The organism is Enterobacter cloacae complex sp. IR5384, from assembly GCF_049237265.1.
Lineage (GTDB): Bacteria > Pseudomonadota > Gammaproteobacteria > Enterobacterales > Enterobacteriaceae > Enterobacter > Enterobacter cloacae.
In genome coordinates this window covers 49,788-69,545 of the sequence record NZ_JBMKHJ010000005.1, presented here as the reverse complement: position 1 = coordinate 69,545, position 19,758 = coordinate 49,788, and the positions used below count along the sequence as shown (strand labels likewise).

The window sequence follows — 19,758 nt, the reverse complement described above, 5'->3', positions numbered from 1 at the left end:
GAGTGCAGCGAGCGCGTTGTTATCTTCTGGGGGAAACGGCGGTGGTGCTGGAGCTGGAGCCGCCCGTCACCCTTGCTACCCAAAAGCGTATCTGGCGGTTAACGCAGCGTCTGGTGGATGTGCCGGAGGTGGTTGAAGCGATCCCGGGGATGAATAACATCACCGTGGTGCTGCGTAATCCGCATACGCTGGCACTGGATGCCATTGAACGTTTACAGCGCTGGTGGGAGGAGAGCGAAGCGCTGGAGCCGGAATCCCGCACGATTGAGATCCCGGTGGTGTATGGGGGCACAGGGGGACCCGATCTTGGCGTGGTGGCTGAACACAGTGGGCTAACCGAAAAACAGGTCGTTGAGCTGCACGCCTCCGTTGATTATGTGGTCTGGTTTTTGGGATTCCAGCCGGGCTTCCCGTATCTGGGCGGACTCCCTTCGGCACTGCATACGCCACGTCGCGCTGAGCCGCGTCTGAGCGTGCCGGCGGGTACCGTCGCGATTGGCGGCGAACAGACGGGCATTTATCCGCTGGCGTCGCCGGGGGGCTGGCAGCTTATCGGACACACGTCGATGCCGTTATTTGAACCGGGCCTGGACTCGCCGGTCCTCCTGCGTCCTGGCGACACCCTTCGCTTTATCCCGCAGAAGGAGGGGGTATGTTAACGCTTATTCGCGCCGGGCTTTACACCTCTGTTCAGGATGCGGGTCGCTTTGGCATGCGCCAGTCTGGCGTGAGCTACTGTGGCGCGCTGGACAGGCCAGCACTGGAGATTGCCAACGTGCTGGTGGGCAATCCCGGCAATACGGCTGCGCTCGAAATTACGCTGGGGCAGTGTGTCATTGAATTTAGTCAGGAGACCTGGTTTGCGTTAACCGGCGCCGGGTGCGATGCCACGCTTGATGGCAAAGCGGTCTGGACCGGCTGGCGACTGCGGGCAAAAGCCGGACAACGTTTAACGCTTAAGCGACCTCAGCATGGGGTTCGCAGTTATCTTGCCGTTGCCGGTGGGATTGATGTGCCGGAGGTGCTGGGCTCATCCAGTACCGATCAGAAAGCCGGAATTGGCGGTCACGAAGGACGTTTGTTGCGCGATGGCGATCGTCTGGCGATAAAACCGTCAACGCGGCACTTTTCAACCGCGCAGGGTGTAAAACAGCTCCTGTGGGGAAACCAGATCCGCGCCCTGCCGGGGCCGGAGTATCAGGAATTTGATGAGGTGTCTCAGGAGTCTTTCTGGCGCTCGCCGTGGAAGATTAGCCCGCAGAGTAACCGCATGGGGTATCGTCTTCAGGGGCAGCCGCTGACCCGTACGACGGACCGCGAGCTGCTTTCACACGGTCTGTTGCCCGGCGTCATTCAGGTACCGGGTAACGGTCAACCGATTGTGTTGATGAACGATGCACAGACCACGGGCGGTTACCCGCGTATCGCCTGCATTATTGAGGCCGATCGCTACCATCTGGCGCAAATCCCTCTCGGACAGCCGATTCACTTCGTGCAATGCTCCCTGGAGGAGGCGCTGAAGGCGCGGCAGGACCAGCAGCGTTATCTGGAACAACTGGCGTGGAGGCTTGATGGTAAAGATTGATTTAAACGCCGATCTGGGCGAGGGCGGCAGCGCCGACGCTGAACTGATGACCCTGGTCACCTCGGTGAATATCGCCTGCGGTTTTCACGCGGGTGATGCCCAAACGATGCTGGCGAGCGTGCGCAACGCCATCAAAAATGGTGTTGCGATAGGGGCGCATCCGAGCTTCCCTGACCGGGAGAATTTTGGCCGCACGGCGATGGATCTCCCGCCCGAGACGGTCTACGCCCAGACGCTTTACCAGATTGGCGCGCTCGAGGCGATTGTGCGTTCGCAGCAGGGCGCGCTGCGCCACGTGAAGCCGCACGGCATGCTCTATAATCAGGCGGCGAACGACCCCGCGCTGGCAGAGGCCATCGCCCGGGCGGTGTTCGATTGCAACCCACAACTGATCCTGGTTGGCCTGGCGGGGAGCGAGCTGATTCGCGCCGGTCAGCGTCTGGGGTTAACCACCCGCCAGGAAGTGTTTGCCGACCGAGGCTATCAGCCCGACGGAACCCTGGTTCCCCGTTCCCGGCCCAACGCGCTGATCACCGATGAGTCTCTGGCGCTGGCGCAGACCCTTCAGATGGTGCGCGAGGGAACAGTAACAACGGTCGAGGGTACAATGGCCAGCGTTCAGGCTGACACAGTATGCTTACACGGTGATGGCGAGCACGCGCTGCAGTTTGCCCGCCGCTTACGGGCGGCGTTTGCAGAGCAGGGGATCCTCGTCAGCGCCTGAAAATCATAAGGATAAAGAGATGCCAGAAGGCCCGGAGATCCGCCGCGCTGCGGATAGCCTCGAGGCGGCGATAAAAGGCAAACCCCTGACGGACGTCTGGTTTGCTTTTCCTCAACTGAAGCCGTTTGAAGCACCGCTGGTGGGACAAGCGGTGACCCACATCGAAACACGGGGAAAGGCGTTACTCACGCATTTCTCCCATAACCTGACGTTATACAGCCACAACCAGCTTTATGGCGTCTGGCGGGTGGTTAACGCCAACGAGCAGCCGCAAACCACCCGTGTGCTGCGCGTCAGGCTGCAAACCGCGGATAAAGCGATTTTGCTGTATAGCGCGTCTGATATCGAAATGTTAACGCCGGAGCAACTGCTTACGCACCCGTTCTTACAGCGGGTTGGGCCGGACGTGCTGGATATGCGTCTGACGGCGAACGATGTCAAAGCCCGCCTGTTATCCCCTAAATTCCGCAACCGGCAATTTTCCGGGCTACTGCTCGATCAGGCGTTCCTGGCCGGATTAGGCAATTACCTTCGCGTCGAAATTCTCTGGGAGGTCGGGCTGGCACCACAGCATAAAGCGTCGCAGTTGAGCGATGACCAGCTGGAAATGCTCTCTCACGCGCTGCTGGATATTCCGCGGCTATCGTACAACACCCGCGGCGTGGTAGATGACAACAAGCATCACGGGGCGCTGTTCCGCTTTAAGGTGTTTCATCGGGCGGGGAAGAGGTGCGAGCGGTGCGGTGGGGTGATTGAGAAGACAACGCTCTCTTCACGACCGTTTTACTGGTGTCCCGGGTGCCAGAGGTAAAAAGTAAAACGGTAACCCTCAGGTTACCGTTTTTAATGTTTTCACCCTCTCCCGGTGGGAGAGGGCCGGGGTGAGGACATCAGGCCGCACCCACGTCTTTTAGCGCTTAAGATCAGACTTAAAATCACGCTGCTCGTAGCCGGTATACAGCTGACGAGGACGGGCGATTTTCATGCCTTCGCTGTGCATTTCGTTCCAGTGCGCAATCCAGCCCACGGTACGTGCCATGGCGAAGATCACGGTGAACATGGAAGACGGAATGCCCATCGCTTTCAGAATAATGCCAGAGTAGAAGTCTACGTTCGGGTAGAGTTTCTTCTCGATGAAGTACGGGTCGTTCAGCGCGATGTGTTCCAGCTCCATCGCCACTTCCAGCAGATCGTCTTTGGTGCCCAGCTCTTTCAGCACTTCGTGGCAGGTTTCACGCATCACGGTTGCACGTGGGTCGTAGTTTTTGTACACACGGTGACCGAAGCCCATCAGACGGAAGGAGTCATTCTTGTCTTTCGCGCGGCGCACGAATTCAGGAATGTGCTCAACGGTGCTGATCTCTTCCAGCATCTTCAGTGCAGCTTCGTTCGCGCCGCCGTGCGCCGGTCCCCACAGGGAGGCGATGCCCGCAGCGATACAGGCGAACGGGTTCGCACCTGAAGAGCCTGCGGTACGGACGGTGGAGGTAGAGGCGTTCTGTTCATGGTCAGCGTGCAGGATCAGAATACGGTCCATCGCGCGTTCCAGCACCGGGTTCACTTCGTACTCTTCGCACGGCGTGGAGAACATCATGCGCAGGAAGTTACCGGCATAGGAGAGGTCGTTACGTGGATACACGAACGGCTGACCGATGGAGTATTTGTAACACATCGCTGCCATGGTTGGCATTTTGGACAGCAGGCGGAACGCTGCGATATCGCGGTGGCGTGGGTTATTCACGTCAAGGGAGTCGTGGTAGAACGCCGCCAGCGCACCGGTAATCCCGCACATCACCGCCATCGGGTGAGAGTCACGACGGAACGCATGGAACAGACGGGTAATCTGCTCATGGATCATGGTGTGACGGGTGACGGTGGTTTTGAATTCATCATACTGAGCCTGCGTCGGCTTTTCGCCGTTCAGCAGGATGTAGCACACTTCCAGATAGTTGGATTCGGTGGCTAACTGATCGATGGGGAAGCCGCGATGGAGCAGGATACCTTCGTCACCGTCAATGTAGGTGATTTTGGATTCGCAAGATGCGGTAGAGGTAAATCCAGGGTCAAAGGTGAACACTCCTTTGGAACCCAGCGTACGGATATCAATAACATCCTGACCGAGCGTGCCTTTTAGCACATCCAGTTCAATAGCATCACCACCGTTGAGGGTGAGTTTTGCCTTTGTATCAGCCATTTACGGTCTCCTTAGCGCCTTATGCTTAAGACTGCGCTTTACCGGATTTGCTTTCAGCTGTTAATCACCGTTACCAGATTGTTATTTGGCTTACCGCTCAGCTCACGAGGACAAACCAGGGTACAGAGCTATGGCGCCTTGCAGGTAAACGAATGAAATATCAGTGAAACAACAGCAAATCAGCGTTTTTGCAGTCCGAATTTTTCAAACCTGTATATCACTAATAACTGTCCTGATAACTTCGGTCAATACCATCACACTGTTACATAACTATTTGTCAGGTGAAAGAGAGACCTCATAACTTTTGCGCATTATATGCCTTTTCTGATGACGTTTGTAACAATATTGTTTAACATTTGTCAAATCAGATGATTAAAAATTAAAAAGATGTTGTTATCGTGACCCTGATCACTGTTCCAGAGAAAACCCGACAAACTGTATGTAGGTTAATTGTAATGATTTTGTGAACGGCCTATACTGCCGCCAGGTCTCCGGAACACCCTGCAATCCCGAGCCACCCAGCGTTGTAACGTGTCGTTTTAGCATTTGGAAGCAATGTTTTGCATGACGCGCAGTTATAGAAAAGGAACGCTGTCTGACCCGCATCGCAGTCCGGAGGAAGGAAACAATAAGAACAGCATGTGGGCGTTATTCATGATAAGAAATGTGAAAAAACAAAGACCTGTCAATCTGGATCTCAAAACGATCCGGTTCCCCGTAACAGCAATAGCGTCCATTCTGCACCGTGTATCGGGTGTGATTACGTTTGTGGCGGTAGGCATTCTGCTGTGGTTACTGGGCACCAGCCTCTCTTCTCCTGAAGGATTCCTCCAGGCCTCTGCCATCATGAACAGCTTCTTCGTGAAATTCATCATGTGGGGCATTCTGACCGCACTGGCGTACCACGTTGTGGTGGGTGTTCGCCATATGCTGATGGACTTTGGTTACCTGGAAGAGACTTTCGAAGCCGGGAAACGTTCCGCTAACATTTCATTTGTGATTACAGTCGTGCTTTCACTTCTCGCAGGAGTTCTCGTATGGTAAGCAACGCCTCCGCATTAGGACGCAACGGCGTACATGACTTCATTCTGGTCCGTGCTACCGCCATCGTTCTCACCCTCTACATCATCTATATGATCGGTTTCTTCGCGACCAGCGGCACGCTGACGTGGGAAATCTGGAGTGGGTTCTTCGGATCTGCCTTCACCAAAGTGTTCACCCTGCTGGCGCTGTTCTCCATTCTTATTCATGCCTGGATTGGCATGTGGCAGGTGTTGACCGATTACGTTAAACCGCTGGCGATTCGCCTTCCTCTGCAACTGGCCATTGTCGTTGCACTGGTGGTTTACGTTATTTATGGATTCGTTGTGGTGTGGGGTGTGTAATGAAACTGCCAGTCAGAGAATTTGATGCTGTTGTGATTGGTGCGGGTGGCGCAGGTATGCGCGCCGCGCTGCAAATTTCCCAGAGCGGCCAGACCTGTGCGCTGCTCTCTAAAGTATTCCCGACCCGTTCCCACACGGTATCTGCGCAGGGCGGTATTACCGTTGCGCTGGGTAACTCCCATGAAGATAACTGGGAATGGCACATGTACGACACGGTAAAAGGGTCCGACTACATCGGCGACCAGGATGCCATCGAATATATGTGTAAGACTGGCCCGGAAGCGATTCTGGAGCTGGATCATATGGGTCTGCCGTTCTCCCGTCTGGAAAATGGCACCATCTATCAACGTCCGTTTGGCGGCCAGTCGAAAAACTTCGGCGGCGAGCAGGCTGCACGTACCGCGGCAGCGGCTGACCGTACCGGTCACGCGCTGCTGCATACTCTGTATCAGCAGAACCTGAAAAACCACACTACTATCTTCTCCGAGTGGTATGCGCTGGATCTGGTGAAAAACGCCGATGGCGCGATTGTTGGTTGTACCGCGCTGTGCATTGAAACCGGTGAAGTGGTCTACTTCAAAGCGCGCGCAACCGTGCTGGCGACCGGCGGTGCAGGGCGTATTTACCAGTCCACCACTAACGCCCACATCAATACCGGTGACGGCGTTGGGATGGCTATCCGCGCTGGCGTGCCGGTGCAGGATATGGAGATGTGGCAGTTCCACCCAACCGGTATCGCCGGTGCGGGCGTTCTGGTGACCGAAGGCTGCCGTGGTGAAGGCGGTTACCTGCTGAATAAACACGGCGAACGTTTCATGGAACGTTATGCCCCGAATGCGAAAGACCTGGCGGGTCGTGACGTGGTGGCGCGTTCCATCATGATCGAAATCCGTGAAGGTCGCGGCTGTGATGGCCCATGGGGTCCACACGCCAAGCTGAAACTCGACCACCTGGGTAAAGAGGTACTGGAATCCCGTCTGCCGGGTATTCTGGAACTGTCCCGTACCTTCGCCCACGTCGACCCGGTGAAAGAGCCGATTCCGGTTATCCCTACCTGCCACTACATGATGGGCGGTATTCCGACCAAAGTGACCGGTCAGGCATTGACCGTGAACGAGCAGGGCGAAGATGTGGTCATCCCAGGCCTGTTCGCGGTAGGCGAAATTGCCTGTGTGTCCGTACACGGTGCCAACCGTCTGGGGGGGAACTCCCTGCTGGACCTGGTGGTGTTTGGTCGTGCGGTGGGTCTGCACCTGCAGGAATCCATTGCCGAACAGGGCGCGCTGCGTGACGCCACTGACGACGAAATTGATGCATCGCTTGAGCGTCTGAACCGCTGGAACGGTAACCGTAACGGTGAAGATCCGGTGGAAATCCGCAAAGCGCTGCAGGAATGTATGCAGCACAACTTCTCGGTATTCCGTGAAGGTGACGCGATGGCGAAAGGTCTTGAGCAGCTGAAAGCGATCCGCGAGCGCCTGAAAAACGCCCGTCTGGATGATACTTCCAGCGAGTTCAACACCCAGCGCGTTGAGTGTCTTGAGCTGGATAACCTGATGGAAACCGCGTTCGCAACCGCGATGTCGGCCAACTTCCGTACCGAAAGCCGTGGCGCGCATAGCCGCTTCGACTTCCCGGATCGTGACGATGAAAACTGGCTGTGCCATTCCCTGTATCTGCCAGAGTCGGAAACCATGACGCGCCGTCAGGTGAACATGGAACCGAAACTGCGTCCGGCGTTCCCGCCGAAGATTCGTACTTACTAATGCGGAGACAGGACAATGAAACTCGAATTCTCAGTTTATCGTTATAACCCGGATGTAGATGACGCTCCGCGCATGCAGGATTACACGCTGGAAGCGGAAGAAGGTCGTGACATGATGCTGCTGGATGCGTTAATCCAGCTGAAAGAAAAAGATCCGACACTGTCGTTCCGTCGCTCCTGCCGTGAAGGGGTGTGTGGCTCTGACGGCGTCAACATGAACGGCAAAAATGGTCTGGCCTGCATCACGCCAATTTCCGCGTTGCAGCGCCCGGGCCAGAAAATTGTTATCCGTCCTCTGCCAGGCCTGCCGGTCGTGCGTGATTTGGTGGTAGACATGGGGCAATTCTATGCACAATATGAGAAGATTAAGCCTTACTTATTGAATAATGGGCAAAATCCACCCGCTCGTGAGCATTTACAGTCTCCTGAGCAGCGTGAAAAACTCGACGGCTTGTATGAGTGTATTCTCTGTGCATGTTGTTCAACGTCGTGCCCGTCGTTCTGGTGGAACCCGGACAAGTTCATCGGCCCGGCCGGTCTGCTGGCTGCCTATCGCTTCCTGATCGATAGCCGCGACACCGAAACCGATAGTCGTCTGGAAGGTTTAAGTGACGCTTTCAGCGTATTCCGCTGCCATAGCATCATGAACTGCGTCAGTGTGTGTCCGAAGGGGCTGAACCCGACGCGCGCCATCGGCCATATTAAGTCGATGCTGCTGCAGCGCAGTGCGTAAGTAAGTAGTGAGAGGGGGCGCTGTTCCCCCTCACCCTAACCCTCTCCCAAAGGGAGAGGGGATAGATTGCAGAAACCTTTAAAAACTGCCCTGAAGTCTAGACAGTTTCTAAAGGTTCCTTCGCGGGCCAAATGAAAAGAGCTCGCAGGTGAACCCCGGCACGTACACGCGGTGTGCGTGGTAGTTTCTACGGCGAAAGTAAGCATAAAAATGCTTAAGGGATCACGATGCAGAACGGCGCAATGAAAGCCTGGCTGGACTCTTCTTACCTCTCTGGTGCCAACCAGAGCTGGATAGAACAGCTCTATGAAGACTTCTTAACCGATCCTGACTCAGTGGACGCAAACTGGCGTTCCATGTTCCAGCAGTTGCCTGGCACGGGAGTCAAACCGGATCAATTCCATTCCAAAACACGTGATTATTTCCGTCGTCTGGCGAAGGATGCCTCACGTTACTCTTCTGCGATTTCCGACCCTGACACCAACGCGAAGCAGGTTAAAGTCCTGCAGCTTATTAACGCTTATCGCTTCCGCGGTCACCAGCATGCGAATCTCGATCCGCTGGGACTGTGGAAACAAGACCGTGTGGCGGATCTCGATCCGGCGTATCACGATCTGACCGAGGCCGATTTCCAGGAAAGCTTTAACGTAGGTTCTTTTGCCATCGGTAAAGACACGATGAAGCTGGGCGATCTGATCGACGCCCTCAAGCAAACCTACTGCGGCTCCATCGGCGCGGAATACATGCATATCACTTCTACCGAAGAGAAACGCTGGATCCAGCAGCGCATTGAATCCGTGGCGGGCCACGCGACGTTCTCTTCTGAAGAGAAAAAACGCTTCCTGAACGAACTGACCGCAGCTGAAGGTCTTGAGCGCTATCTGGGCGCGAAGTTCCCGGGCGCAAAACGCTTCTCGCTGGAAGGCGGCGATGCGTTAGTGCCAATGCTGAAAGAGCTGATTCGTCATGCAGGCAAGAGCGGTACCCGTGAAGTGGTACTGGGCATGGCGCACCGTGGTCGTCTGAACGTGCTGGTCAACGTGCTGGGTAAAAAACCGCAGGACCTGTTCGACGAATTCGCGGGCAAACATAAAGAACATCTCGGCACCGGTGACGTGAAGTACCACATGGGCTTCTCGTCTGATATCGAAACCGAAGGCGGTCTGGTTCACCTGGCGCTGGCGTTTAACCCGTCGCACCTGGAGATCGTCAGCCCGGTAGTTATCGGTTCCGTGCGTGCGCGTCTGGATCGTCTGGACGAGCCAAGCAGCAACAAAGTGCTGCCAATTACCATTCACGGTGATGCGGCGGTCACAGGGCAGGGCGTGGTTCAGGAAACCCTGAACATGTCCAAAGCGCGTGGTTATGAAGTGGGCGGTACCGTTCGTATCGTCATCAACAACCAGGTGGGCTTCACAACGTCTAACCCGCTGGATGCGCGTTCAACCCCTTACTGCACCGACATCGGCAAGATGGTACAGGCGCCAATCTTCCACGTGAACGCGGATGACCCGGAAGCGGTCGCCTTCGTGACCCGTCTGGCGCTGGACTTCCGTAACACCTTCAAACGCGATGTGTTCATCGACCTGTTCTGCTACCGCCGTCACGGCCACAACGAAGCCGACGAGCCAAGTGCAACCCAGCCGTTGATGTACCAGAAAATCAAAAAACACCCGACGCCGCGCAAAATCTACGCTGACAAGCTGGAAAGCGAAAAAGTGGCGACGCTGGAAGATGCGACCGAAATGGTCAACCTCTACCGCGACGCGCTGGATGCGGGTGAGTGCGTGGTGAAAGAGCTGCGTCCGATGAACATGCACTCCTTTACCTGGTCGCCGTACCTCAACCACGAGTGGGATGAGAGTTACCCGAACAAGGTCGAGATGAAGCGCCTGCAGGAGCTGGCTAAACGCATCAGCACCGTGCCAGACGCCATCGAGATGCAGTCTCGCGTGGCAAAAATTTATGCTGACCGTCAGTCTATGGCGGCAGGTGAGAAGCTGTTCGACTGGGGCGGTGCAGAAACGCTGGCTTACGCGACGCTGGTTGACGAAGGTATTCCTGTTCGTCTGTCCGGTGAAGATGCGGGCCGTGGCACCTTCTTCCACCGCCACGCGGTAGTTCACAACCAGTCTAACGGTTCAACCTACACCCCGCTGCAGCACGTGCACAACGGTCAGGGCCAGTTCAAGGTCTGGGACTCCGTGCTCTCTGAAGAAGCGGTGCTGGCCTTCGAATACGGTTACGCTACCGCAGAGCCGCGTACGCTGACCATCTGGGAAGCGCAGTTCGGTGACTTCGCCAACGGTGCTCAGGTGGTTATCGACCAGTTCATCTCTTCTGGCGAACAGAAATGGGGCCGTATGTGTGGCCTGGTGATGCTCCTGCCACATGGTTATGAAGGCCAGGGTCCTGAGCACTCCTCCGCGCGCCTGGAACGTTATCTGCAGCTCTGCGCTGAGCAGAACATGCAGGTTTGCGTACCGTCCACCCCGGCTCAGGTTTACCACATGCTGCGTCGTCAGGCGCTGCGCGGTATGCGCCGTCCGCTGGTGGTCATGTCACCAAAATCCCTGCTGCGTCACCCACTGGCGGTGTCCAGCCTGGATGAGCTGGCGAATGGCACCTTCCTGCCTGCCATCGGTGAGATTGATGAACTGGATCCGCAGGCTGTGAAGCGTGTGGTGATGTGTTCTGGTAAGGTTTATTACGACCTGCTGGAACAGCGCCGTAAGAACGATCAGAAAGATGTCGCCATCGTGCGTATCGAACAGCTTTATCCATTCCCGCACCAGGCGGTGCAGGAAGCGCTGAAACCGTACGCTCACGTGCATGATTTTGTCTGGTGCCAGGAAGAGCCGCTCAACCAGGGCGCATGGTACTGCAGTCAGCATCATTTCCGTGAAGTGATTCCATTTGGGTCTGCCCTGCGTTATGCAGGTCGCCCGGCCTCCGCCTCTCCGGCGGTAGGGTATATGTCCGTTCACCAGAAGCAGCAACAAGATCTGGTCAATGACGCGCTGAACGTCGATTAATTAAAGGATACATAATGAGTAGCGTAGATATTCTTGTTCCCGACCTGCCTGAATCTGTAGCAGATGCGACCGTCGCTACCTGGCATAAAAAACCAGGCGATGCCGTTAAGCGCGATGAAGTGCTGGTAGAAATCGAAACTGACAAAGTGGTACTGGAAGTACCGGCTTCGGCGGATGGCGTTCTGGACGCGGTGCTGGAAGACGAAGGCACCACCGTAACCTCTCGCCAGATCCTGGGTCGCCTGCGTGAAGGCAACAGCGCGGGCAAAGAGTCCAGCGCGAAGTCTGAAGAGAAAGCCTCTACGCCGGCTCAGCGCCAGCAGGCTTCTCTGGAAGAACAGACCAACGACGCGCTCAGCCCGGCGATCCGTCGCCTGCTGGCTGAACACAGCCTTGACCCGGCAGCCATCAAAGGTACCGGTGTAGGCGGTCGTCTGACCCGTGAAGACATCGACAAACACCTGGCGAAAGCGCCTGCTCAGGCAGAAGCGAAAGCCCCTGTGGCAGCGCCAGCAGCACAGCCTGCTCTGGGTGCGCGCAGTGAAAAACGCGTGCCAATGACTCGCCTGCGTAAGCGTGTGGCAGAGCGTCTGCTGGAAGCGAAAAACTCCACCGCGATGCTGACCACCTTCAACGAAGTGAACATGAAGCCAATCATGGACCTGCGTAAGCAGTACGGTGACGCGTTTGAAAAACGTCACGGTATCCGTCTGGGCTTTATGTCCTTCTACGTGAAAGCGGTTGTTGAAGCGCTGAAACGCTACCCGGAAGTGAATGCGTCCATTGATGGTGATGACGTGGTTTACCACAACTATTTCGACGTCAGCATGGCGGTGTCTACGCCACGTGGTCTGGTGACTCCGGTTCTGCGTGATGTGGATACCCTGGGTATGGCCGACATCGAGAAAAATATTAAAGAGCTGGCCGTGAAAGGCCGCGACGGCAAGCTGACCGTAGACGACCTGACCGGCGGTAACTTCACCATTACCAACGGCGGCGTATTTGGCTCGCTGATGTCTACCCCGATCATCAACCCGCCGCAGAGCGCGATCCTGGGTATGCACGCCATTAAAGATCGTCCGATGGCGGTAGACGGTAAAGTGGAGATCCTGCCAATGATGTATCTGGCACTCTCTTACGATCACCGTCTGATCGACGGCCGCGAGTCCGTGGGCTTCCTGGTAGCGATTAAAGAGCTGCTGGAAGATCCAACGCGTCTGCTGCTGGACGTCTAGTCCCTTTTAGCATCACCTGCCCTGTAGGCCGGATACGCCTTGCACCGGCCTGCAGGTTTGAAGATAACGATTACCCTGAAGGATGGATAGAACACATGAACTTACATGAATATCAGGCCAAACAGCTGTTTGCCCGGTATGGCTTACCGGCTCCGGTGGGTTATGCCTGTACTACCCCGCGTGAAGCAGAAGAAGCCGCATCTAAAATCGGTTCCGGCCCGTGGGTAGTTAAATGTCAGGTTCACGCTGGTGGCCGTGGTAAAGCGGGCGGTGTGAAGGTTGTTAAGAGCAAAGAAGAAATTCGTGCGTTTGCTGAACATTGGCTCGGCAAGCGTCTGGTCACTTACCAGACAGATGCGAACGGCCAGCCAGTCAACCAGATCCTGGTTGAAGCGGCAACCGACATCGCGAAAGAGCTGTATCTGGGCGCGGTGGTTGACCGTAGCTCACGCCGCGTGGTGTTCATGGCGTCTACCGAAGGCGGCGTGGAAATCGAAAAAGTGGCAGAAGAGACGCCACACCTGATCCATAAAGTGGCTATCGATCCACTGGCAGGTCCAATGCCTTACCAGGGCCGTGAGCTGGCGTTCAAACTGGGTCTGGAAGGCAAGCTGGTTCAGCAGTTCACCAAGATCTTTATGGGTCTGGCGACCATCTTCCTGGAGCGCGATCTGGCGCTGATCGAGATCAACCCGCTGGTGATCACCACTCAGGGCGATCTGATCTGCCTCGATGGCAAACTGGGTGCTGACGGCAATGCCCTGTTCCGCCAGCCGGATCTGCGCGAAATGCGTGACCAGTCTCAGGAAGACCCGCGTGAAGCACAGGCTGCTCAGTGGGAACTGAACTACGTGGCGCTGGATGGCAACATCGGCTGCATGGTTAACGGTGCGGGCCTGGCGATGGGCACCATGGACATCGTTAAGCTGCACGGCGGCGAGCCAGCGAACTTCCTCGACGTAGGCGGTGGCGCAACCAAAGAGCGCGTAACCGAAGCGTTCAAAATCATTCTCTCTTACGACAACGTGAAAGCCGTTCTGGTGAACATCTTCGGCGGTATCGTACGTTGCGACCTGATCGCAGACGGCATCATCGGCGCGGTAGAAGAAGTGGGCGTTAACGTTCCGGTTGTTGTGCGTCTTGAAGGTAACAACGCTGAACTCGGCGCGAAAAAACTGGCTGACAGCGGCCTGAATATTATTGCAGCGAAAAGTCTGACGGATGCAGCTCAGCAGGTTGTTGCCGCAGTGGAGGGGAAATAATGTCAGTTTTAATCAATAAAGATACCAAGGTTATCTGCCAGGGCTTCACCGGTAGCCAGGGGACTTTCCACTCCGAGCAGGCGATTGCCTACGGTACGCAGATGGTTGGCGGCGTAACCCCAGGTAAAGGTGGCACCACGCACCTGGGCCTGCCGGTGTTCAACACCGTGCGTGAAGCCGTAGAAGCGACGGGCGCAACCGCGACCGTTATCTACGTTCCGGCACCGTTCTGCAAAGACTCCATTCTGGAAGCGATCGACGCAGGCATCAAACTGATCATCACCATCACTGAAGGTATCCCGACGCTGGATATGCTCACCGTGAAAGTGAAGCTGGACGAAGCGGGCGTGCGCATGATCGGCCCGAACTGTCCGGGCGTGATCACCCCAGGCGAATGCAAAATCGGCATCATGCCAGGTCACATTCACAAGCCGGGCAAAGTGGGTATCGTTTCCCGTTCCGGTACGCTGACCTATGAAGCGGTTAAGCAGACCACCGACTACGGCTTCGGCCAGTCCACCTGTGTGGGCATCGGCGGTGACCCAATCCCAGGCTCTAACTTCATCGACATCCTGAAGCTGTTCCAGGAAGATCCACAAACCGAGGCGATCGTCATGATCGGTGAGATCGGTGGTAGCGCGGAAGAAGAAGCGGCTGCTTACATCAAAGAACACGTAACCAAGCCAGTAGTCGGTTACATCGCGGGTGTGACCGCGCCGAAAGGTAAGCGTATGGGTCACGCAGGCGCGATTATCGCCGGTGGTAAAGGTACGGCTGATGAGAAATTCGCAGCGCTGGAAGCCGCAGGCGTGAAGACCGTTCGCAGCCTGGCGGATATCGGCGAAGCACTGAAATCCATCATTAAGTAAGTCCTCTCTGCGCCCTGAAAGGGGCGCGTTGAAATAAAAAATGTCCGTTTCGACATGGTTGGCCGCTGTAAAGCGGCCTTTTTTACATTGTGATACTGATACCTGCGAAAAGAGTAAGCTCCGGTAAATAGTCCCCTTTATGTGCCACGGTCCATTGCGGCTCTATAAAAGCGCTCATCACTTTATTTCCCATCGCCCAGGCGCGTCCGCCGCCAAAACCGAGTGGCAAATAATAATCGTCATTTTTCATATTCCAGGTCCAGATGCCGGAGGTGCGTAAATACCAACCTTTTGGCAATTTATAGACCACGATGGGCTGAAGCGTACCCGTTTCTACGTCATCACGTTCGCCATCGCCCGCAAAACTTTTTTGCCATTGCACCAGCGTACCCGCCATCCATCTGGGGCTGGATTTGATGGCAACAGCGGATAACCCCACCTGCCATTTGCCGCTTCCCAGTTCATCTTCCAGGGCTGAAGGAGCCGTTATTAGCGGGCCGACGCCAATTTTAACGCCTTCCTGTTTAAGCAGAAAAATATCGAACAGATTGATATCCCCTAACCCTGTGCTGTAGCCGCTGGCAGGCTGGGGACGGGTGGCCAGCGGGGTGGTTATTCGCAGAATTTGCGGCACAGGTACCCAGTCGTTAGCGGCAACAGGCACGGTTGCGCGTAGCAGGGTGTCGTTGGTGTGCTGCTCGCTACCGTAAAGCTCTGGGGTGTAATAGTCCTGAAGCGCGATGGCAGTGGAAAGATGTAACGGATTGGTCGCTTTTTCTACTGCATCCGTCTCCTCCGCCTGGCTCAGCACTGGCAAGGCGCCGAGTAGCGCGATAATCAATGTCATACAGCGCATTGGCATCTCCTTACCAGAAATACTTAAGCCTGAAGGTCCACGTTGTGATGTCTGGCGAGGCATCGCGGTGTTTGGCTGTATCGGTGTAAGCGACCATTCCGCCGAAATGCGGGCTCAGCATAAAGCCGACGGAACCCCCCAGAAGTATGTTTTCCTGCTCATCGTCCTGTAACTGACCATCGACGCGGGTTTCACCGCCTTTTGCCCAGCTTCCGTCAAATGACAGCCACAACGCGGGAGAAAGGGTATAGCTCCAGTGGCCTTCCAGCGTATAGAGCGGGCGCTGCTCAAGACGGCTGTTTTGCTGATAGTCTTTATTGTCGGTGTAAAAACTTACCCAACTGTTTAGCTCCAGCCAGCTTGAGCCAAGGGGCAAACCAAACGCCAGCTCTGGTTTAAATGACCAACGATTCGCGCCGATATTTATCGTATTGCTGCTATCGTAGTCGCCGGTAGGTAACGTTAACCACATGGCGGCGCTGAGGAACATTTCAGGCTGCCAGCGACGAAACTCCTCTTCGCTCAGCGCGGGGGCACCAAACAGGTTATGGGCAAAAATAACCTGCGTATCGCCGAGATTTTCATGGCTCAACGATCCGGTGAAATAACGGGCGTTATCGAGTGAGGCCGTAACGCTGGCGTAAGGTTGAATGATCTGTATCGCCGATATTCGACCGTCAATGTCAAAAGAGCGGGCATAGCGCAGCAGATAGAGATCGGCATCGACGCTCGCGCCGTCTACGGGCAGGGCGCTGTCAATTGAGGTGTTGGTATGAATATTACTGTAGTAACCGAAAACCAGGTTTTTATCTTTTGGCATGTTTTGCCAGTCGCGGGCATTATCGGCGCGCACATAGACCGGCAATAAAACGAGCAGCATCCCCACTATCAAAACAATAATGGCGACCAAAAGGTTACGCTCAGAGCTTCGCATAAAGCCCTCCTGTTATTTTTATGGCGCACGGCTCCCGCCCGCTAAGGCCGGGAGCCGTCAATGTTTAAGGGGTGACGATATTGAACATCTGCGGGAAGACGTCCAGCAACGCGAGTAATTCGTCCAGTTTCTGCGGGTTACCCTTCAGAGATACCGTGCCATCGCCCAGGATTTTATCCACGGGGGCACTGTGGCTTATTAGCCGCGCCATATCGACGACACTGGCTTTGAGGCTAAATGCCGCATCGGTGAATGGCAGACCTTTGTGATAGATAATCACGCTGTTATTGAGCTCCACGCCATAGGTGTCGCCCGCGGACAGCGTCCAGTTGAAACGAAGGTTTTTGCCGTCCGCTTTCGGACCGTTTAACATCACGCCCATATAATCAAGCAGGGCTTCAGGCTCGATATTGGCGGTTAAATCGCTATCCAGCGTACTGGCGACCGGCAGGACAGGAACGCCATCACGAAGCTCTTTCGCACCGCTGAGATATTCGTTGCGCCAGATGGCGTTTTCGCTTTGATAGCCCAGTTGCGTAAAGATGTCAGCCTGCAGATCTTTCGCCTGCTTGTTATCGGGATTAGCGAAAAGAAGATGATTAAGCAGCTGCGCCGCCCAACGATAATTCCCGCTGTCCGCCGCCTGTTTTGCCTGCTGATAAACCTTCTTCTCGCCACCCATCAGGCGAACATATCTCGGGGCGGCCTCTTTCTCTGGTAGTGGGTTAAGATTAGCGGGGTTGCTGTCATACCAGCCCATGTAAAACATATACATTGCTTTGGCGTTATGGCTGAGCGAGCCATAGTAGCCCCGGTTGAACCAGCGTTTGCCGATGCTGTCTGGCAGGGTGAGTGTTTCAGCCACTTCATCCATGCTGTAGCCTTTGTTGATGAGATTCAGCGACTGATCGTTGATGTATTTGTACATGTCGCGTTGAGAGGCGATGTAGTCTTTGACGCGCGCATTATCCCAGACGGGCCACAAATGCTGGCTGAGTGCGATTTCCACTTGGTCGCCATATTTCACCAGCGCTTTATCCAGCGCCTTCCACCAGTTAACGGCGCTGCGCGCTTTCGCACCGCGCAGGGTATACAGGTTATGCATGGTGGCGTTAAAGAGTTCGGAGCCATCAAACACTTTGAACTGAGGGAACCACATCATCATTTCCGATGGCGCTTCAGTGCCTGGAGCGAGAATAAAATTCACCTCGACCCCATCAATTTTTACGCGCTGCTCTGGCTGGCTAATGATATTGGTGGGGGCGATAAGCGTGTTTTTGCTGGTGGCGATAGTTTTACCGATCCCGTCGTCCACATGGCCAACTGCGCTTGGTTTTACCATCATCGCGTACATATAAAGCGCGCGGCGACTCATCGCGTTACCGGCCAGGAAGTTTTCGCTGGCGGCTTCTTCCATAAACCCTTCTGGCGCATATATTTTGACTTTGCCGCTTTTAACATCCGTTTCGGACACGACGCCTTTGACGCCGCCGAAATGATCGAGATGGCTATGGGAATAAATGACCGCGACAACCGGTTTTTTGGGCCGATGCTGATAATAAAGTTCCAGTCCGGCACGTGCTGACTCGGGAATAACCAGTGGGTCGATGATAATTAATCCGCTATTTCCTTCTATAATGGTCATGTTGGAAATGTCGATGCCGCGAATTTGATATACGCGATCGGTAACTTTAAAGAGACCGTTAATATTATTCAGTTGTGCATGGCGCCAGAGGGAAGGATTAACGGTATCGGGTGCTTCACCTTTTAAAAATGCCCAGTTTTCAAGGTTAACAACGGTTTTGCCATTGTCGTTTTTTATGAGCAAAGGATTTATGGTGGCGATAAATCCACGTTTTGCATCTTCGATATCGCGCTTGTCATTAAAATTGAGCTGCTGATACATCGCCGCGTTATGTTCACGGGTGTAAGCAGAGGCGGAGGGGGCGACGCTGGTTGCGCAGGCTTGCACAGATGCCGCCAGGGTGAGCATGAGGAAAGCAACGTTCTTGAGTTTCATAACCTGAATTCCTGTGTGTGAAAGACCACATCAAGAATGAGGTATAATGAAATCGGGAAAATGAAATTATATCCGCGAGTAGTATGAACTGTTCGCAAAAAAAACGAAAGTGTGGCAATTCATTGTTTTGGTGAATGAATGATGGAGAGTCAGTGTTGATAAGGGGTAAAAGCGTAGGGGTTGTTAAATTAAGAATAATAAGCGTGAGCGCGCTCACTTTATATTATTTATTTCGTAAATAATAAATTTGCCAGGCCTTACAAAAAGGTACAGACGGAAATATTTTATCCCATTAATTAATATACCCTGTTGTAATACAGGGCGTGAAAATCAGTGATGACGACGCGCAATTAACGTGAAGCGGTAATCTTCGCTTTTAAAACTATTGCGGCTGTATTCAAAAACTCTGCCGTCCTTGAGAAAGCCGCGCGAAATTTTTTCGAGGATCGGTTTGGTTGGATCAATACCCAGCGCGGCGATCACTTCCTCGTCAGGCATGACCGGGACGATCTCCTGCTCGCTGCGATCGATGACCATTTTTTTGATCTGCTCAATGTAGTGGTATTTGGAGTTTTCCATCACTTCCCATGTCAGGTCAGGGAAAAGCGCGAGCGGCATCCAGGTCTCTTCCAGCGTCACCGGTTTTTGTTTAATAAAGCGTACGCGTTTGATGTGCCAGACTTTATCGCCCGTTGCCAACAGCAGCGTCTGCGCCAGAGATTCGCCCGCTCTGACAACCTCAAAAATCTGTACGTCACTGTGGGTTTCAACGTTCCGATCCGCGAGTTTTTCGTAAAAACTGGTGAGTTGATAAATATCGTAATTGACCCGCTCCTCTTTCACATACGATCCGCTGCCCTGAATGCTCTCAATGATGTTTTGTTCGGTGAGCAACTTCAGCGCCTGACGTACCGTGACGCGGCTGACTGCATAGGTTTCCTGCAGGGCAGATTCGGTGGGTAACGCATCGCCAGCTTTAAGTTCGCCGCGCTGAATTTGCTGGTGCAACGCATCTGCAATCTGCCGATACTTCGGTTTGCTGGTCATGTTATTCCGTTTTTGTATTGTTTTCTTAATACTATTCTCGCTAATTATGCACCCTCAGAGATTTTTGTAAATAATACAAATTAAATACAAATGATGCGCCATAAGTGAAAATGA

Annotated in this window: 17 protein-coding genes; 12 read left to right on the top strand and 5 right to left on the bottom strand. The window is 54.5% G+C overall.

Annotated features, from left to right (window positions below; all coding sequences use genetic code 11):
- Nucleotides 1-2 precede the first annotated feature (2 nt).
- From pxpB to nei, 4 genes are read left to right on the top strand one after another with little or no spacing between them, the layout of a single operon-like run.
- A complete protein-coding gene (gene pxpB, locus ACOTX3_RS06465) occupies nt 3-659 on the top strand; it encodes a 5-oxoprolinase subunit PxpB (RefSeq protein WP_013097549.1) in 657 nt (218 codons plus the stop codon).
- Complete coding sequence (pxpC, locus tag ACOTX3_RS06460; RefSeq protein ID WP_013097548.1) at nt 653-1,585, top strand: 5-oxoprolinase subunit PxpC; 933 nt, start codon at nt 653-655, stop codon at nt 1,583-1,585. Before pxpB ends, pxpC begins: the two co-directional genes overlap by 7 nt.
- On the top strand, nt 1,572-2,309 hold the full coding sequence (gene pxpA, locus ACOTX3_RS06455; protein ID WP_058679331.1) for a 5-oxoprolinase subunit PxpA: 738 nt from the start codon (nt 1,572-1,574) through the stop codon (nt 2,307-2,309). Before pxpC ends, pxpA begins: the two co-directional genes overlap by 14 nt.
- 19 nt (nt 2,310-2,328) lie before the next feature.
- Nucleotides 2,329-3,120 carry an endonuclease VIII gene (gene nei, locus ACOTX3_RS06450; protein ID WP_058679330.1) on the top strand — a complete coding sequence of 264 codons (792 nt, stop codon included), beginning with the start codon at nt 2,329-2,331 and terminating at the stop codon, nt 3,118-3,120.
- Nucleotides 3,121-3,219: 99 nt separating this feature from the next.
- Here the strand turns inward: nei and ACOTX3_RS06445 are convergent, their stop codons facing one another.
- On the bottom strand, nt 3,220-4,503 hold the full coding sequence (locus ACOTX3_RS06445; protein ID WP_013097545.1) for a citrate synthase: 1,284 nt from the start codon (nt 4,501-4,503) through the stop codon (nt 3,220-3,222).
- A 639-nt stretch (nt 4,504-5,142) separates the two neighbouring features.
- Between ACOTX3_RS06445 and sdhC the strand changes: the two genes are divergently transcribed.
- The 8 genes from sdhC to sucD all read left to right on the top strand — a co-directional run bounded on the left by sdhC (nt 5,143) and on the right by sucD (nt 14,787).
- A complete protein-coding gene (gene sdhC, locus ACOTX3_RS06440) occupies nt 5,143-5,547 on the top strand; it encodes a succinate dehydrogenase cytochrome b556 subunit (protein ID WP_020684965.1) in 405 nt (134 codons plus the stop codon).
- On the top strand, nt 5,541-5,888 hold the full coding sequence (gene sdhD / locus ACOTX3_RS06435; RefSeq protein WP_008501088.1) for a succinate dehydrogenase membrane anchor subunit: 348 nt from the start codon (nt 5,541-5,543) through the stop codon (nt 5,886-5,888). Before sdhC ends, sdhD begins: the two co-directional genes overlap by 7 nt.
- Complete coding sequence (gene sdhA, locus ACOTX3_RS06430; protein WP_014831113.1) at nt 5,888-7,654, top strand: succinate dehydrogenase flavoprotein subunit; 1,767 nt, start codon at nt 5,888-5,890, stop codon at nt 7,652-7,654. The genes sdhD and sdhA overlap by 1 nt, the downstream gene beginning before the upstream one ends.
- A 15-nt stretch (nt 7,655-7,669) precedes the next feature.
- A complete protein-coding gene (gene sdhB, locus ACOTX3_RS06425) occupies nt 7,670-8,386 on the top strand; it encodes a succinate dehydrogenase iron-sulfur subunit SdhB (protein ID WP_008501090.1) in 717 nt (238 codons plus the stop codon).
- Between the two features lie 227 nt (nt 8,387-8,613).
- Nucleotides 8,614-11,421 carry a 2-oxoglutarate dehydrogenase E1 component gene (gene sucA, locus ACOTX3_RS06420; protein WP_040020635.1) on the top strand — a complete coding sequence of 936 codons (2,808 nt, stop codon included), beginning with the start codon at nt 8,614-8,616 and terminating at the stop codon, nt 11,419-11,421.
- Nucleotides 11,422-11,435: 14 nt separating this feature from the next.
- Nucleotides 11,436-12,656: a 2-oxoglutarate dehydrogenase complex dihydrolipoyllysine-residue succinyltransferase gene (gene odhB, locus ACOTX3_RS06415; protein ID WP_013097540.1), complete on the top strand. Its 1,221-nt coding sequence runs from the start codon at nt 11,436-11,438 to the stop codon at nt 12,654-12,656.
- A gap of 95 nt (nt 12,657-12,751) precedes the next feature.
- Nucleotides 12,752-13,918: an ADP-forming succinate--CoA ligase subunit beta gene (sucC, locus tag ACOTX3_RS06410; protein ID WP_421631602.1), complete on the top strand. Its 1,167-nt coding sequence runs from the start codon at nt 12,752-12,754 to the stop codon at nt 13,916-13,918.
- Entirely contained in the window at nt 13,918-14,787 is an 870-nt protein-coding gene (gene sucD, locus ACOTX3_RS06405) for a succinate--CoA ligase subunit alpha (protein ID WP_008501094.1), read from the top strand. Before sucC ends, sucD begins: the two co-directional genes overlap by 1 nt.
- Nucleotides 14,788-14,869: 82 nt before the next feature.
- Here sucD and ACOTX3_RS06400 read toward each other — a convergent pair whose 3' ends face one another.
- From ACOTX3_RS06400 to ACOTX3_RS06385, 4 genes are all read right to left on the bottom strand, one after another.
- Nucleotides 14,870-15,643 carry a hypothetical protein gene (locus tag ACOTX3_RS06400; protein ID WP_080396564.1) on the bottom strand — a complete coding sequence of 258 codons (774 nt, stop codon included), beginning with the start codon at nt 15,641-15,643 and terminating at the stop codon, nt 14,870-14,872.
- A gap of 10 nt (nt 15,644-15,653) precedes the next feature.
- On the bottom strand, nt 15,654-16,577 hold the full coding sequence (locus ACOTX3_RS06395) for a transporter (RefSeq protein ID WP_127869183.1): 924 nt from the start codon (nt 16,575-16,577) through the stop codon (nt 15,654-15,656).
- Between the two features lie 64 nt (nt 16,578-16,641).
- Nucleotides 16,642-18,597: an alkyl/aryl-sulfatase gene (locus tag ACOTX3_RS06390; RefSeq protein WP_058679327.1), complete on the bottom strand. Its 1,956-nt coding sequence runs from the start codon at nt 18,595-18,597 to the stop codon at nt 16,642-16,644.
- 330 nt (nt 18,598-18,927) lie between these two features.
- Entirely contained in the window at nt 18,928-19,644 is a 717-nt protein-coding gene (locus ACOTX3_RS06385) for a GntR family transcriptional regulator (protein WP_058679326.1), read from the bottom strand.
- Between the last annotated feature and the right edge of the window lie 114 nt (nt 19,645-19,758).